This window comes from Arthrobacter psychrolactophilus, from assembly GCF_003219795.1.
Taxonomy (GTDB): domain Bacteria; phylum Actinomycetota; class Actinomycetes; order Actinomycetales; family Micrococcaceae; genus Specibacter; species Specibacter psychrolactophilus.
Window position 1 is genome coordinate 1 of the sequence record NZ_QJVC01000025.1, and the last position, 15508, is coordinate 15508.

A 15508-nucleotide genomic window follows, 5' to 3' on the forward strand; every position below is an offset into this window, starting at 1 on the left:
CGCCACCGGTCAACCCATTGCTGCCACCGGTCAAAACAAACTGCAGCCACCGGTCAGTTTAAAGTTGCAGTTGACAGTCATACGCAGGCTGGTACCAAGATACGAGGAACCCGCCCAAGACCACGGTGATCCCCATCTATCCAGTGAAACCGCCACCCGTTCGTCTTGTTTTGATCCCCTCGCGCGATATGGCATGAAACCGAAGAAGATCAGGGACTATCCAACTGAGCTCAAAAATATGCTCGCGGTCGCCCTGCGGACATCGAGTCCAATGTCTTTCAGCCTCGCGATTAGCCAGAACATTTGGCCCTAAAAGCTCAGTAAACTCAATGAACCAGTGTTCGGAGAAAATACGCAACATCCCAATCCCAGGGGTTGGCCGAGCTTCTGCGCTGGATGATCGGTAGCCTGGCCGAATAGCGTTTGGCCTCAAGTGTGGGATGTGATCTACATGCACCATTCCTATGACGTGGAACTGGCGGATACTTTGGATCAGGGGCCGTAGCGGGGTTCCACAACTGTGTCTTGCACGACCGCCATAGCCGCCGGTAGTGTCAGACTGGCACCGTTAGGAAGCGTTCGACTTCGAAGTAAATCACCGTATAACGTCAGGTGCTTTTGGACCATCCGTTCTGCACTGAATCGCGCTTCCACTGAGGCCCGGCAGATGGTTCTGTTCAACGCTGGCGCGGACTCGAGAGCAGCAGCCAGCCCAGTGATGGTCGTGCGTAAATGTCCTGTGACGCCTTCTTGGACAATCTCCGGCGCCGAACCCCGGGATGTAGCAATGACTGGTGTTCCCGCCGACAAGGATTCGATCATGACCATCCCGAATGGTTCATCCCACTGAATGGGATTCAACAAAGCCACAGCCTCTCTAAGTAGCTGGTACTTTTCCTCGGCATTCACTTCACCGACATATTCGATTCCCGCTCCCAGCAATGGCCTGACCACAGTGTCGAAATACTCGTGTTCGGCTACAGTCCGCATTTTCGCGGCAATCCGCAACGGCATTCCTGCCAGCCGTGCTACTTCAATGGCTTCCTTGACCCCTTTTGCCGGATCCATTCGGCCTAGAAAACACGCATACCCACCATGTCCCTGGCCCCACCCAATCCTCGTTGTATCGATGCCGTGATGGATAGTACGGGTAACGCTACCTTTGGGCGCCGTCCGTGCCTGATGGTGGGAGATTGCGATCAAAGAAGCATCACGGGCGCAATCTTGGTAGACGCTCCGAAGCGCACCGGAAAAAGGTCCGTGTGCCGTCACGACCACCGGAATCTCCGAAGGTCTCCGCCTATAGAAGGCGCCAGCAAGTGTGTTGTCATGAATGACATCAACATCCGACAGTGCTTTGTAGGCCAAGATGGCATGTCGCAGCTCGTCCGCGCAAGACCCGACAGATCCGGCGTTGCTTATGGCCGTGCCAGGCACCAGCTCCACCGGGCAGCGGCTATCCGATGAGGCCACCAAAACCACCTCGTGGTCTGCAGCGCTGAGCCCTCGCGCGAGTACGTCCATCACCGCTTCGATGCCACCATAGGCCGGCGGAGGAACAGGAATCCAAGGCGGTGCGATCAGTCCAATGCGCATACCGATACCTCCTCATCTACCGCCCCCATTTCGGTGTACGTCCAATAGATCCACCAACGGTTTACGAACCGTTCGGTGGAGTTTTACAGTACTGGGCAGCCCCGCCACCTGTGTCTCCCCGTCGACAATATTCACGGCTAGACGCGATCCCGCCAATGGAACGTTGGCCACCCGTATGTCACCAAAACGTGGCGGCAGGACCGGGTCAACCCATAGCCCCCCTTGAGGCAAGCAGGGGTCGAACCGCAGCAGGACGCGCATCAGTTGGATGGGGGTGGCAGCTGCCCAGGCTTGAGGTGAGCAGGACGCCGGGTATGGGACAGGCGTCGGATACGTGTCGCGGTCCAGCCCGCAAAAAAGTTCCGGAAGTCGCCCACCAAAGGCCTCGGCGGCATCCAGAATGGCTGTAGCGATTCGCTGCGCCTCTTCGACATAGCCGTAGCGCATCAGGCCGCTGGCGATCAGAGCATTGTCGTGCGGCCAGATCGAGCCGTTATGGTAACTGGCCGGGTTATAGGCCGCCATAGCTGAGGACAGTGTTCGTACCCCCCACCCGGTGAACATCTCCTTTGAAACCAAATGCTCAGCGACGGCGCCGGCCTTGTCATCGTCGACAATGCCACTCCACAAGCAGTGACCCATGTTTGATGCGCAGGAATCCACGACGTTCTTATCTCGATCCAGCGCCAGAGCATAGTAACCACGCCGGGGCAGCCAAAATCGTTCGTTAAAGGCGTCCTTCAGCGCGGCGGCTTTGTTCCCCCAATGAGTGGCCAGCGCAGAATCCCCAGCATCCTGCGCCATGAGCGCCCGGCTCAGGTAAGCCGTATATACATAGCCCTGAACTTCGCACAAAGCAATTGGCGCCTCCGCCAGCGCACCATTGGCAAAAGTTATCCCATCCCATGAGTCCTTCCACCCTTGGTTGATGAGGCCGTGCTTCGTGGTCCTGGCATATTCGACGAATCCATCGCCGTCGGCATCACCGTAGGTTTCGATCCACTCCAGCGCACGGTCGATAGCGGGTAGAAGGGAGCGGGTGACATCGCTTTGGAACCCCCACCGGGCCAGCTCGCCGGCAAGGGTGACAAACAACGGTGTGGCATCTACCGAGCCGTAGTAGGCGCTGCCGCCGCCCAAAGCCAGACCGGTGTTGACCCCAAATCGGACTTCGTGCAGGATCCTCCCAGGTTGCTCCTCGCTGCGAGCATCCACTTTTTGCCCCTGCGTATCAGCCAGCGTGCACAAGGTTCCCAAGGCCAAAGACGGGTCCAAAGGAAGCGCCATGAAGGATGTGAGCAGAGAGTCCCGTCCGAACAGGGCCATGAACCAAGGTGACCCCGCCGCGACAACCACCCGGCCAGGATGCTCCGGGTTAAAAATCCTCAGTGATCCCAAGTCCGCTTGACTCGTTTGCAAGATTTTTGCAAGCCCTGCGTTGGACAACGACACTGTAGGGACATGACTCTGCCAAGCGAGGAGGCGTTCCTCAGGAATGTCTTGGGGGCGGATAGCGCCGTCCATATCGGGACCGATGCCTTCAATGCTGGGAGTCATCGATATCCGGCATGTCCATGTTCCTTGGGGCGCTATGAACGTTTGGTAGGTGATGGTCTGGCCGATAATGTGGCCACCGGGCGCGTCAATGGAAATTTGCTGGTGGCGGCCGTGCCGAACAGCTTCGATGGTGAGGGAACTACCCACGCTCCGTACGGTATGTCGAGGCACGTGGGGTGTCCTAGCCTCCTTGACTTCGAAGAGATCAGCGAAGTCGGCGCCCAAGGACACTGTGACCGAGCATTTCGCGATGTCAACGGAGTGGTTGGTCACTCTCAATTCTTCCACGAGGCCGCCGTCGATGCTGCGGCGGCGTTCCACGAGAAGATTGCTATCAGCGAGGCCATCCGACCGGGCTGCCCGTCCTATGAAGGCGGCTCGGAAAGGATCAATGATCGTATTTCCTAGCGACTCGATGGGCCGCCCATTGATGCCTAGTTCCCAACGCGACACAAACCTCGTGTCCCGGAAGAAGACTCCATGAGGATGGAGCGGGTCCATGTCCCCATTGGAAGTCGAAATGCAAAATGATGTTCCCGCGAGCAACGTGACAGAACCCGAGCCAGCAGATTCAGCCCTGTTATCCATGTTCCAACCGGTCATGGCGCATCCTCACCTCCGCCGCCTCGCCACGGTTCTTTATGTATAGAATTCGCTCGGTCCGAGACAGACCCAATCACCTGTTGAACCAACTCGTCCATAACGATAGATTGTCTTTGCTGCGGGCCGACGTTCCATATCCGGGGCCACGGCTTACGAGCGGGTTTTCGACCCAAGGATCGGTAGTGGACGGTTTGACCATCCCTGCGTATCTGGGCGAGCTCTTGACGCAGGCAAGGTCGGAGAGTCTATGATCCGATGGGTGGCTGCTTCACCCTTAGCACCGACGTTAGTCACATCTTCCGCAAATGACCACCGTTTCTACACATCTAATTCGATGTAGACACTGGAACGATATGAACACGCTTTTGCTTCGGTTCACATAATCTGGGGCAACAATTCCCTGGCAACCCTCGCCTCTATCCGCCACGAAACGAATCGATCAGACGAGCACTACCTCGCTTGAATTTACCTTCCAACTCCGGCTCCCTAAAAATAGAGTCTGAACGTCTAGATGTTCAGTCCTACCCGAGGGTCTTGAACTTGCCAGATTCGAAATGAGTCCCAACAGTTGCCGTGCGGCGCCGGAGCACGCCACGGATTCTTTACGCCTCTGGGAAGAGAGTAGGAGCCTAGGGTCAACCCGAACTTCCTCTATAAAAGGGTAGATTAATGCTCCTGACGGGGTTAAGGTCAAATCATGTCGCGAAGATGGCTCCACAACTATTCGCGATGAAGCCTTAGCCCCGGGTTTTCAACTAGTCCAACGACGGTTTGATGACTAGGACGCGTGATGGATGCATCAAAAAAACTCAGTGCCAATCTGCAACTAGTGCTTGTTGACCTGATCGAACTCCATGTGCAGGGCAAACAAGCTCATTGGAACGTGGTCGGCCGGAACTTCCGCGATCTACATCTTCAAATCGACGAAGTAGTCACCGTTGCCAGAGAATTTTCCGACCGGATCGCCGAACGTATGCGGGCTCTGCATGCCGTCCCCGATGGACGCAGTACTACGGTGTCAGCGTCAACCAAGCTCACCGCATTTCCAGACGGGCTGACCGATACAAAGGACGTAGTAGATCTCATCGGTGCCCGTTTGGAACAAGTTGCAGCGACTGTCCGTGGCGTGCACGACCCAGTCGATGACGAAGACCCGACCACGGCGGATCTGCTGCACGAAATCCTTGCTGCCGTGGAGCAACTGGCATGGATGATCGAAGCGGAAAACAAATCCACCCACAAGAAACCCCACAAGTCTCCGACGAAAACCGCCTAAGAGGCGACAGAAATGACGTTGACGAGGTTGACGAGTGGGGCGACGCCGCCCAGCCAAGGTTTAGCAACTGCCGGTCACATACTACCCATCGACTCAAACCCTGGTCGGCACGTCGTGCTGGGCAGAATGGCTAAGACTGCGAAATTTCTGGATCAGGTGGTTTCCCATAGTGCTTCAGCTGTGGGAACTCCTGTCGCCGCAGTGAAACTGGCAAGGAACATCGCCCGGTTCCTACCCCGACCGGACCTGACTGGATTCCTCCCCTACTGGGGAGCACTGGCAGCCTTGGATTCCGTGGACTTGGGTGTGGATAAAATCATTGAACCACATCTTGATGCTCCGAACATCCTAGACGAGACAGGCTCCCCAAGCACAGACGACCGTTCAATCTGGGTTGTCTTTGCCGCGCGTTCAATCTGGGTTGTCTTTGCCGCGGAGGGTTCTTGGCATCATCTTCAGACCGGCAGCATCGACAACAACCACCGTACATTGACAGGTACCGAGCCTAGGTGCTCCCCCACCACAATCCTCAACAATGTCATCGTCACCGCACACACAGAAACCATACGGCGCGCCTGCGCCGTGGACCTGCGGCAACCGGGGTTTAGCCGTGCCGGGTCCCCATGGGCCGCTTGTGGTCTAGTGGAGGTGCCCCGCCGGACATTATCGTTCGACGAGGTCGCCGCCATTCCAATCGCCGACGTCGGATGGTCCTTCGACAGACCCGGATCTCCCTGGTGCGGAATCGGAGTTGCGGCCATCTGGCACGGAGCCATGTTTGCGATAGCCCGCAGGCTATTTGAGTACTGTACGGCTAGGACCCCGGGCCATATCACCCTTTTACACCTCGACGAGGCGAACGCCGACATTCACCGAAGCGCCATCCCTCTCCGAATAGCGGCAGTCGAGCTCGGCGAGTCGGGCGGCGCGTCCACACAACTGACAGCGGTCCGCACACGCGCCGTCGTTGTCGTTGTCGTAGCCAAGGTCGAGATAGTCATGGCCGTAGCCGCCCACGGCTTGGGGCCTGCTCCATTGACGTTCGAAGCTGAGCATGCCAAACGCATCGCCGATCTGAGTCTCTGCGCGCGTGAAGACTCGTGAAGACTACGGTAGACGATCCACTGGCCGAGCTGGGCGCATTGCTGGCAAGCGGCAAGGAGATACCGGGGTGAGATTCTCACTAACCGAACACGGCACGCCGGCGCGAGTGGACGCACTCCCACCGGGCGCCGATGTCGCCTTCACCTATCTGCCGGAAGAGGACGGCGACGCGGCCCAGACGGTCCAACTCATTGAAGACGCCGGACAAAGCGCACTGGCCCTCCCCGACGACCTGCAGGACGAAGGATTCTGCCTTGAGGTAGCTGCCCAGGTAGTGGAACAGCTAAGCGGCATTGACGTGTTGGTAAACAACGCAGGCTACCAGATGGCCCAGCCCAACGGAGTCGAAGACATAACCACCGACCAGCTGGAACGCACCTACCGGACCAATGTCTTCGCACTGTTCTGGCTAGTCAAGGCCGCCCTGCCCCATTTGCGGCCCGGATCATCCATCATCAACATCACCTCTATTCAGGGCTACCATCCTTCTCCGTCGCTCATTGACTATGCGTCGACGAAAGCCGCTATCACCAGTGCCACCTTCTCCCTGGCCCAATCCCTAGGCGGACGGGGTATCCGAGAGAACGCCGTCGCACCCGAACCGATTTGGCCCCCTCCAGCCACCCAACCAACCAACCGAAAAGATCGAGGAGTTCGGTCAGGACACGCCCCCTTGGGCGGGCTGGCCAGCCTGCCGAACTCGCGGGCACCTATGTGTTCCTTGCTTCCCCTGATTCTACCTATGTATCGGGCACAGTCGTCGGGGTGACGGGCCGGCGACACCTCGCCTAACCTTTCAAGCCCAGTACCGCAAAGGAGGATGAGATGGCCAAGCAAACACGGGACGAGGACACCTCCGCAACACCGGAGCCTACGCAGAAATCTTCCCTGACACGGCTAGGTAAGGCCTTGGGACCAGGGTTAGTCACTGGGGCCGCCGACGACGATCCCTCCGGCATTGCCACGTACGCTCAGGCCGGGGCAATGTTCAAAAATGCTGCCCTCTGGACAGTGCCGGCCACCTTGCCGATGATGATGGCGGTGCAGGAGATCTGCGACCGAACGGCGCTAACCACCGGTGAGAGCCTAGGCAAGCTCGCCCGCAGAAAGTTCACCCGTGGCATTCGCACGATCATCGCGATTCTCATCGCCGCCTTGTTGATTGCCAACGGCGTTAATCTGGCGGCCGATCTGATGGCCATCGGTGAAGGAATGGAAATGCTGGGTGCAGGGCCGGGACCGGTGTGGAGCGTCCTTAGTGGCGCCACCATCACAGCGCTGCTCATGAAAGGGTCCTTTAACTCGATCGCCAAGGTCTTCAAATGGCTCTGCCTTGTCCTGTTTACCTACGTCGGCGTCCTTATATTCACCCACATCGACTGGAGTGACGTCCTCAAGGGACTGACGTTCCAACAGACCCAGTTCAGGCTGTCCTACTGGGCCATCATTGTTGCCGTTTTGGGAACCACAGTCTCTCCATATCTGTTCTTTTGGCAAAGTGCCCACCGCGTAGAAGAACTGAGGGATGAGAAGCTTGACGGCGGTGAGGCACCATCTTATGCAGAGAGATCCCGAGACGGTGCAGAGCGCAAGCAGACCGATGCCCGAATTGACGTGTTCACCGGCATGGCCTTCTCCGTCCTGATTATGTTCGCCATCATGGTGGCAACCGCATCAACCCTCGGTACCCAGGGACTGGAGGTGAACAGTGCCGCCGACGCTGCGAAAGCACTCGAACCCATAGCCGGACCCCTGGCGAAAGTCCTTTTTGCCTTGGGTTTCATCGGTTCCGGATTGTTAGCGGTTCCCGTTCTCGCCGCCTCAGGTGCCATCGGAATGGCCGGACTGCTGAATAAGAACTGGGGGCTAGAACGCAGCCCCAAGAAGGCGCCTGTCTTCTACCTACTGCTGGCTGCGGGAACCATTGCCGGAACCTTACTCTCCGCCATTCTCAGCGACCCAATCGCTCTTCTGGTCCTCAGCGCAACAATCAATGGGATTGCCGCAGCGCCCTTTCTAGTGGTCGTTATGCTCATTTCCGGCGACCCCGCCATCATGGGAACCCACCGCAACGGCTTGCTCGCAGGAATCACTGGATGGGCTACAGCAGGAATTATGGCCGTGGCGGGCGTGATCGGCATATGGGCAACGATTGTTGGCAGCTAGTGATTGTCAATGTGAGTGAATTCCATCAAAAAGGTACCGTCCACATTGGTACCGACGCCGCCAAAATATCCCACGGGGAATGGGCGAATTCTGCCTTTGAACGCAATAGAAGGTTCGAATAATTCCAGCAACTTGTTCAGATCGTCCTCCTTGTCCGCCAGCCGTTGGCTTCAACGGCTAGCTACCATCAAAATCATGCGTCTTGAAATGGCCGCACCTACCTGAAATCGGCTTTTCACCGCCTAGGCAAAAAGAAAACCATCCCATTTTCAGGTTGCTAGAACTTTGGTACGCCTTGAACAGTGTAAAGGGGAGAATATCCCTGAGCACTTAGAAGGGAGCCGGCAATAACAAGCAACCAAGGCAGCGCTGGAATACCACGACACACCAAACCGAGATCCTCAGGGGAAAATTGGCCATATAGAATCTAAAACATTTGTTAACTAATTCGGGGTTTAGTTAAACAAGGAAAACCTCTGTTCTCCAGAAATTCATCTGTAGATCGTGCTCAAGGTGGGATACGAACCAGAATTTTGCCTTTGCAACCAATAGGAAGTATCGGAACTCCGCGGAAGTACGACGCAATCCGGCGGGAGAGTGTTGACGTTACCAACAGGCCGCCTTTCATCCGCACTACTCGAACACTTCCACTGCCATACCTGCGATTGCCGTTGGGGACTGGTGCCATACCACTCCCCTTGGAAACAAATGGAACAAGTGAGTTGTTGTAGAAGATCAACCGAGGACGTTCTAGTCCAAGACAGACTAGGCAGGATTGCCCTGGCAAGTGTTAGCTCCGCAACGAGCCGGACCCTATAAAAATCCGCTGGACGTTGGATATGCCTGTAGTTATAATTTATCCAGTGGCGATTTCGCCTAGAAGTCGAGCAGCCGGCGTTTGAGGGCACATTGTGCCACATCCCCTGCTCGATTAAGGAATACTCATGACCGCTTCCCAAGGCTCTGCAACTTCCCCCGTCGTTCCACGTAAACGTGTGCCGGGATACGAAGATCCCGCATGGGACTACGGTAACCCCTTCGGTCAGGTGACGATGCTGCCGGTGCGGCTCCGTTCGGACATGCCACTAAACACGAGTGAAAATGAGAAAGCCCAGGACCACTCCGAGTGAAACGACTAAGGAGTTCGCCGTTCACGAAATGTCATTCAAAGACGGTAGGAGCGTTGCACACATTCTATTCTGGAGTGGCATATGCAGGCTTTCAACGACGTATACAGCGAGCTCCATGCTTACACTCTGGAAATGGCTGGCCAGTCCAACTCACAACGCCTGCACGACTAAAGGCGGCTGAGCGAAGGGTAGTCCTCGGAGCTTCTCCCAATCACGCGGGGCAACACGTATTTATTCCGCTGTCGCAGGGATGCCGCCCGAGGTGGGAACGCTGGCCCGGGTGGACCAAGGAAGGCTGATCAATGAGACTGGCCGGCTGGAACACTTCTAATGGTTCATCCGGGCTAACGCCGAGAACTGCCTGAGAATACCGAACCGGTAGGAGGCAACATGCACGGTTCCTGAAATCGGGGCGGCGCCAAGAAATTATGACCTGACAGCCGCACCCTCGACTGCGGACCTACGATTCAATGCTGTCCTAGGGCAACGCTGCTCGCTGCAGTGGAACGAAACACCACCATGTTTGCAATGCGGACCGCTTGCGCTCCGGTATTGAGGTGGGAGTCCGGGGCGTTGGCGGATCGAGCAGACCCAGACTGTGCTCCTGTGCTCTGGGACGAGATCTCATCTAGTATCGTCTCGCATCCGGGGTTCGCAGCCATTCGAAGACTCAATTTTTGGCGTCGGTGCAGGTCGCAACCTAACCGGCACCGCCAGCTCAGCTCAGCTCAGCGAGGAGCACATTACCCATGCTGTCGTGTCGTACCACCAGCACTCGCATGCCGTTCATGCCTTAACAGGCCTGCTGGGAGCGTTCGGCGTTGGGAGCCCGAGCAGCAGTGCAACTGCCTCCTGCAAGCTTTCCGTCACTTCCGGTGCCAGCAGTATTTCCTTCTTGCGAGTAGCTGTCGTTGGTACAAGCACCGGTCTGGCGCCAGCTGCCAGTGCGGCGCCGACGTCGGCCCCTATGTCTCCGATCACGGCTAGGGAACGGGTTCCAACGCTCCAGCGCCGGGCTGCCATCAGGACCATTCCAGGGTTGGGCTTGCGGCATGGGCAACCCTGTTCGGGAGCATGTGGACAGATGAACCAAGCATCGAACGGACCAAGAAGATCCTCCACCCGGGCATTGACCATCGTGACCTGTTGGGGCGTGAGCAGGCCGCGCCCCACGCCCGACTGGTTGGAGATGACGCCAATCTTCAGCCCCGCCCGGCGCACACAATCCACGGCAGCACGCGCTCCCGCGATTGTCGTAACTCTTGCGGGATCACCGTTGTAGGGGACGTCATGGATCAAGGTCCCGTCCCGGTCAAACAAGACTCCAGCGAGTTGCTGTTTTGTGGCATTGCTCATATCTCAGCAGTTCCCCGTACTGCGTTTTCTAAACATCGGGTTCCCACGCACCTGCTGTGCGGTCCGGGTTGGTCACCTAATAGTCAGCGACAATGCGCGGCCGTGGAACAGTGCTATCGGAGGCGCCGAGGGAGCCGTTGCAACCCCTTGAGTCACCATCAGCGTCTGTGGGTCGGGGCTCTAGAAAAGCGTATACATCATCAAGAGCGGCCTATACGCCGAATAATGTAACAAACTGCACTTGGCGAACATAGCCCGGTACGGCATGGCTCGCTGCTTCTGCCTTGACAGCCGGGAATTTAGTATCCCGTGCGATTTGCGTTCTTTGACTCTCCCGCAGTAGGGCAATGGTCAGGGCTCGGATGAGTTTCTTATCGTCACGCAGTTCGTGCCACCGCGAATGATGAAGTGCGGGTACTGAGTGCGCCCGGCGACATATACGCTGGTGGCCCGAATATGTGCGCGCTGATCGCTGGCAATCCACATGTGCTTCCAATCAGGAGGCGCCGCCAAGGCATCGATGCGTCCCCGCAGTGCCCTAGAACTAATGCGCCGACCGCTTGTCGCTACGTAGCTGAATCCACAGCCGGTCGTCCTGCGGGCAATTCCGCAGGGCACGCCGCCACTCGGTGTAGCTGCGTAGTAATGGTTCCCGCCACTGGCGACGGGTCGGTGACTGCCAATACATGTACTGGTCACCGCTAGGGCATGATCCGTTCCCAGACGCGATGTTGTGTCAGAGGCTGCGCAAGCCCGTGCACTACACGGGGCACCAGCCTCAAACTCTAATGAGCGCCCGTGGAATAGCTCATTTGCACGGTGTATTCGGTGCCGGGGAAGTTTCCCGCCCACAGCTGCGACGATCAGCACCAGCATGTCTGCCCCAAAGATGGCGTCCCTAGCCTCCCGCACGTGTTCCAGGTCGATGCCGGAATCAGTGAAGATGCCAATGACCCGCCTAGCCACCGGCCAGCTTTGCCCCAGTTGAGACGCGCGTGACTCCACCGAGACATCAAACTCAATTTGTCCAACTGACCACTCAAGAAAATACGCAAGTACGCAAGTACGCAAGTACGCAAGTACGCAAGGTATGCGGCATTGAGTTTTAAATGAGTCTCGTCGATCGCTTGCCCCCTCAAGCCACAACGAGGAAGCTGGGATACAGGAGCCATCCACGCCACTGCCGCCGGAAAAGTTCACGGCAGGAACTGAATGGCTAAAAGGCCGGACCGAGAAAAGACGAGGCCGCAGCTACAACGCCGCTAGAGCTCAGGAGGAATGGAAACGTGAAATCGATTTGGCTTGACACCCTCCGACACATCGAAACCGACGCGTTCGAATCAGGCGGCAACTACGACGCCGTGGTGGTGGGCGCTGGGCTTACGGGCATGGCCACCGCCCTGCTGCTGAGCAGGGCCGGGCTGAACGTCATAGTACTCGAGGCACGCTCCATCGGAGCCGTCACCACGGGCCATACCACCGCTAAACTCAGCTTGCTGCAAGGCACGGTACTTTCCCGCATTCGTCGGCACTTCTCCGAAGATATCGTCCGTGCTTACGTGCAGGGAAACCTCGAGGGCCAGGCATGGCTGCTGCGTTATCTTCAGGAACAAAACGTAGCTGTCCAGCGCCGTGACGCCTACACCTACACCTACTCCGATTCCGAACGCGGGACACTCGAACGCGAAGCGGAGACAGGCCGCGGCGCGGGATTGGACATCACCTGGGTCGAGGGTGAAATCGGCTTGCCGTTTCCCGTGAATGCAGCACTCCAGCTGCCGGACCAGGCCCAATTCAATCCAATGGCGGTCCTCGATGCGTTCGCAACGGATCTGCGTTCCCGAGGGGTGAAAATTGTGGAAGGAACCCGGGTGCGAAACATTGACGCAGGAACCCCGGTCATGGTGGGCACTGACAAAGGCAGCATTCAGGCCCAACATGTCATCTTGGCAACCGGCGCACCGATTCTGGACCGCGGAATGTATTTCGCCAAGCTTGAGCCCTCTCGGTCCTACGTTGCGGCCTATCGTGTGCCTGGCTCACAGGGCTCTCTGCCGCGCGGAATGTACCTCTCTGCGGACCAGCCTGCGAGGTCGCTGCGCACGGCGATCATCGGCGACGAAGAGGTTCTGTTGGTGGGCGGCAACGGCCACCCTGTCGGCGCATCGACCTCCGAACAGACCAAGGTCAAGGATTTGGATGGCTGGACCCAGCATTGGTTCCCGGGAGCCGAATCCACACACCGCTGGTCCGCCCAGGACTACAAGTCTGCCAACATGGTGCCGTTCGTGGGCAAGCTGCCCCGCGGCGGGGGGAACATTCACGTGGCCACCGGCTACAACAAGTGGGGCATGACAAACGCAGTGGCAGCCGCCTTGAACCTCAGTACGGACATTCTGGGCGGTAACATCCCTTGGGCGCAGACTCTCACCCATCGAATTACAGGTCCCACCGACCTTGCAGAAGGCGCTAAGTTCAATGCCGGGGTTGCCGCGAAAATGGCCAAGGGCTGGCTCGGTACGCTGTTCCACGACGAAGACGGACCCGAGCACCGTGGCAAGGAATCGGGAAGCCCGACGCCGGTCGAAGGCGAAGGCAGGATACTGCGCCATGGCCTGCACCCCGTCGCCGTGTCCACCGTTGACGGCCGGACCTGCGGTGTCTCCGGGGTTTGCACGCACCTAGGCGGTGTACTGTCCTGGAACGACGCCGAAAAATCTTGGGACTGCCCCCTACATGGTTCACGCTTTTCGCCTGACGGAAAGGTCCTCGAAGGACCGGCAACCGATGACCTCAAGAGGGCCGACGCCGGTGACGCCCCGACGTCGGACAGGCCAGCCACACCCGCGGACTGAACCAGCGCACACTATCTCTCCTTTTGTCCTGCTCCTATGCTTGTGCCACGGATACACCTGTCGAAACTCATGCAGGCGATCACGGGCCCCTGCTATACCTTTTCATCCCGGGCGATGTCTTTGGCGCGGGGATCTACGCCCTTGTGGGGAAGGTCGCCGGAGAGGTGGGAGGCTCGATCTGGATTCCCTTGGTCTTTGCACTGTTTCTGGCCATGCTCACGGCGTCCTCGTATGCGAAGTTGGTGACGAAGCACCCAAAGGCAGGCGGAGCGGCCGTGTTCGCCGAAAGGGCGTTCAAGATACCGCTCACTGCAACGCCTGCGGCACTGGTGTTTCTCCTGCTGGTCGCCTTGCTCAACGCCCGCGGCGTCAAGGAATCCGTGCGGGCCAATGTCGTCATGACCGTCATCGAGGTGTCGGGGCTGGTGCGGGTGATCGTTCTGGTGGGCATCATGTTCGGCCGAGGCGACGGGATGCGTCCCGCGTCATGGAGTTCAATCCCGAGGTCTCCCCCGCCATGGGAATTCTGGCAGCCTCGCTACTGGCGTACTACTCGTTTGTAGGTTTTGAGACCTCCGCCAATGTGGCAGAAGAGGTCCGCGATGTTCACTGTGTCTACCCCAAGGCGCTTTTCGGCGCTTTACTTAAAGCAGGTGGTATTTACGCGTTGATTGGCCTGCGCAGCCCCCACCGGACCGGCCTTGGTAGACACCAGCATTGGGGTTCCGCCGGCGTCGCTCACGGCCGTCCAGGTCGCGATGAGCTCAGTGTGTTCCACCCCGCTGAGGGCAACCAGAAACGTGATCTACTTGCAGCTGGTTTCATTGGACACCAGATTCTGCCTCCCTCATCGGTCCCAGTCAGCTCCGAATAGAGCCCCTGTTCCGGAACCAGGCCACCGCTGCTGTGGCGACAAACAAGACAATGCCGATAATGGCCAGCCACAACAGACCCTTGACCACGAATCCCAACAGTGCCAACACCAACCAGATGACCAACAAACCGACTATCAATCCCACGGCAATCCTGCCCCCTCTCCACTATTTCCTCTGCGGCAATCATGCAGTCCGAAGAAAACCCGGGCCGTTAACTGCCGCTTGTCTTCCAAGGCTAAAGCCCGGACATATCCCTGACAACAGCCAGGTCCCGGATAAGCCCCGGTGCGGCTACCAGCAGGAAACATTACCTTCGCCTTCCCCGTGTACTGGCTCTGGAAGGGCCCGGAGTGCGGCGGCAACTGTCCCTGCCAATTGCCACGTAGGGCCCAAACGACGCCGCCAGAAATCTGTCCCCCTGAGGCCCTCGCTTTGGGGTTTCACGGACGCGGCAGCAGGCCTGCTAGTTCGCGTCCTCGTCGCTGCCAGTGGGTATTTCTTGCGGCAGCGCCTCGTGATGCAGCCGTCCGCGGCTCCGGCGGTCCTCTTTCATCTCGGCTTCGAACAGGTGCCGCTTACCGTCAACCAGTGTGTCACGGGCCCGCTGCTCGGCGGCCTTGAATTCGGCGTAGTATCCGTCGTCATAGTCTTCAACCAGTTGGAAAGTCCACCTTCCGCTGACCACGTTTCGGCCCACGATCTGTTGGTCGATGTCGTCGGCCAGTTCTTGGTGGCCGGCGTTCCGCAACATGTCCACAGCATCGCCCAGAGCCAGGTCGGCAGTGCCGGTCAGTCGATGAAAGCCATACAACAGGCCACGTGCGTGCTCCACCACTTCGAGGGCCTCGGAAAGTTTCCCCAAGGCTTTCACGGTTGCATCGCTGACGTTGTCCGGCCTGCGGTGGGCTGCATCCGGACCGTCGTGCGGCGGCCCACCGCGTACCAGCGGGGCGTGCGGCTGGTGGTTAGACGGCTGCGGGGCATTGGACT

Annotated in this window: 15 protein-coding genes and 1 pseudogene; 10 read left to right on the plus strand and 6 right to left on the minus strand. The window is 58.1% G+C overall.

Going from position 1 to position 15508, the window contains the following annotated elements; translation table 11 throughout:
* A partial coding sequence (locus tag CVS30_RS18185) for a hypothetical protein (RefSeq protein WP_220033942.1) occupies window positions 1–313 on the plus strand: 313 nt, incomplete at its 5' end.
* 179 nt (window positions 314–492) lie between these two features.
* Here CVS30_RS18185 and CVS30_RS16160 read toward each other — a convergent pair.
* Window positions 493–1596 (minus strand): glycosyltransferase family 4 protein, encoded by a 1104-nt coding sequence (locus tag CVS30_RS16160; protein ID WP_110486591.1) that lies wholly within the window; start codon window positions 1594–1596, stop codon window positions 493–495.
* 12 nt (window positions 1597–1608) lie between these two features.
* Window positions 1609–3654, minus strand: a complete 2046-nt coding sequence (locus CVS30_RS16165; RefSeq protein ID WP_245934649.1) for an amylo-alpha-1,6-glucosidase — start codon at window positions 3652–3654, stop codon at window positions 1609–1611.
* Between CVS30_RS16165 and CVS30_RS18345 the strand changes: the two genes are divergently transcribed.
* The 6 genes and pseudogenes from CVS30_RS18345 (at window position 3653) to CVS30_RS16190 (ending at window position 9432) form a co-directional block, all read left to right on the plus strand.
* Entirely contained in the window at window positions 3653–3802 is a 150-nt protein-coding gene (locus CVS30_RS18345; protein WP_245934650.1) for a hypothetical protein, read from the plus strand. The genes CVS30_RS16165 and CVS30_RS18345 overlap by 2 nt on opposite strands.
* A 744-nt stretch (window positions 3803–4546) precedes the next feature.
* Window positions 4547–5032, plus strand: a complete 486-nt coding sequence (locus CVS30_RS16170; RefSeq protein ID WP_110486593.1) for a Dps family protein — start codon at window positions 4547–4549, stop codon at window positions 5030–5032.
* A 180-nt stretch (window positions 5033–5212) separates the two neighbouring features.
* Window positions 5213–6136 carry a hypothetical protein gene (locus CVS30_RS16175; protein WP_220033943.1) on the plus strand — a complete coding sequence of 308 codons (924 nt, stop codon included), beginning with the start codon at window positions 5213–5215 and terminating at the stop codon, window positions 6134–6136.
* Window positions 6137–6242: 106 nt separating this feature from the next.
* Window positions 6243–6928: pseudogene (locus CVS30_RS16180) on the plus strand (SDR family oxidoreductase).
* 33 nt (window positions 6929–6961) lie between these two features.
* Window positions 6962–8302: an NRAMP family divalent metal transporter gene (locus CVS30_RS16185; protein WP_110486595.1), complete on the plus strand. Its 1341-nt coding sequence runs from the start codon at window positions 6962–6964 to the stop codon at window positions 8300–8302.
* Window positions 8303–9246: 944 nt separating this feature from the next.
* Window positions 9247–9432 (plus strand): hypothetical protein, encoded by a 186-nt coding sequence (locus tag CVS30_RS16190; protein ID WP_110486596.1) that lies wholly within the window; start codon window positions 9247–9249, stop codon window positions 9430–9432.
* 786 nt (window positions 9433–10218) lie between these two features.
* Here CVS30_RS16190 and CVS30_RS16195 read toward each other — a convergent pair.
* Together CVS30_RS16195 and CVS30_RS18600 are read right to left on the minus strand one after the other, a co-directional pair.
* Complete coding sequence (locus tag CVS30_RS16195; protein ID WP_110486597.1) at window positions 10219–10788, minus strand: D-glycero-alpha-D-manno-heptose-1,7-bisphosphate 7-phosphatase; 570 nt, start codon at window positions 10786–10788, stop codon at window positions 10219–10221.
* A gap of 351 nt (window positions 10789–11139) precedes the next feature.
* Entirely contained in the window at window positions 11140–11664 is a 525-nt protein-coding gene (locus CVS30_RS18600; protein ID WP_370801181.1) for a DNA topoisomerase IB-related protein, read from the minus strand.
* Window positions 11665–12074: 410 nt separating this feature from the next.
* Here CVS30_RS18600 and CVS30_RS16200 point away from each other — a divergent pair, with 410 nt between their 5' ends.
* From CVS30_RS16200 to CVS30_RS18480, 3 genes are read left to right on the plus strand one after another with little or no spacing between them, the layout of a single operon-like run.
* Complete coding sequence (locus CVS30_RS16200) at window positions 12075–13643, plus strand: FAD-dependent oxidoreductase (protein WP_110486598.1); 1569 nt, start codon at window positions 12075–12077, stop codon at window positions 13641–13643.
* 23 nt (window positions 13644–13666) lie between these two features.
* Window positions 13667–14206, plus strand: coding sequence for an APC family permease (locus CVS30_RS16205; RefSeq protein ID WP_306418789.1), 540 nt, complete (start codon window positions 13667–13669; stop codon window positions 14204–14206).
* The gene (locus tag CVS30_RS18480; protein ID WP_306418790.1) at window positions 14161–14517 is read left to right on the plus strand and encodes a hypothetical protein; all 357 of its coding nucleotides are present in this window, start codon (window positions 14161–14163) and stop codon (window positions 14515–14517) included. Before CVS30_RS16205 ends, CVS30_RS18480 begins: the two co-directional genes overlap by 46 nt.
* Here CVS30_RS18480 and CVS30_RS18030 read toward each other — a convergent pair.
* Both CVS30_RS18030 and CVS30_RS16210 read right to left on the minus strand, forming a co-directional pair.
* Window positions 14504–14662: a hypothetical protein gene (locus CVS30_RS18030; RefSeq protein ID WP_181419837.1), complete on the minus strand. Its 159-nt coding sequence runs from the start codon at window positions 14660–14662 to the stop codon at window positions 14504–14506. The two genes, CVS30_RS18480 and CVS30_RS18030, sit on opposite strands and share 14 nt — an antisense overlap.
* 319 nt (window positions 14663–14981) lie before the next feature.
* Entirely contained in the window at window positions 14982–15464 is a 483-nt protein-coding gene (locus CVS30_RS16210; RefSeq protein ID WP_110486632.1) for a hypothetical protein, read from the minus strand.
* Window positions 15465–15508 lie beyond the last annotated feature (44 nt).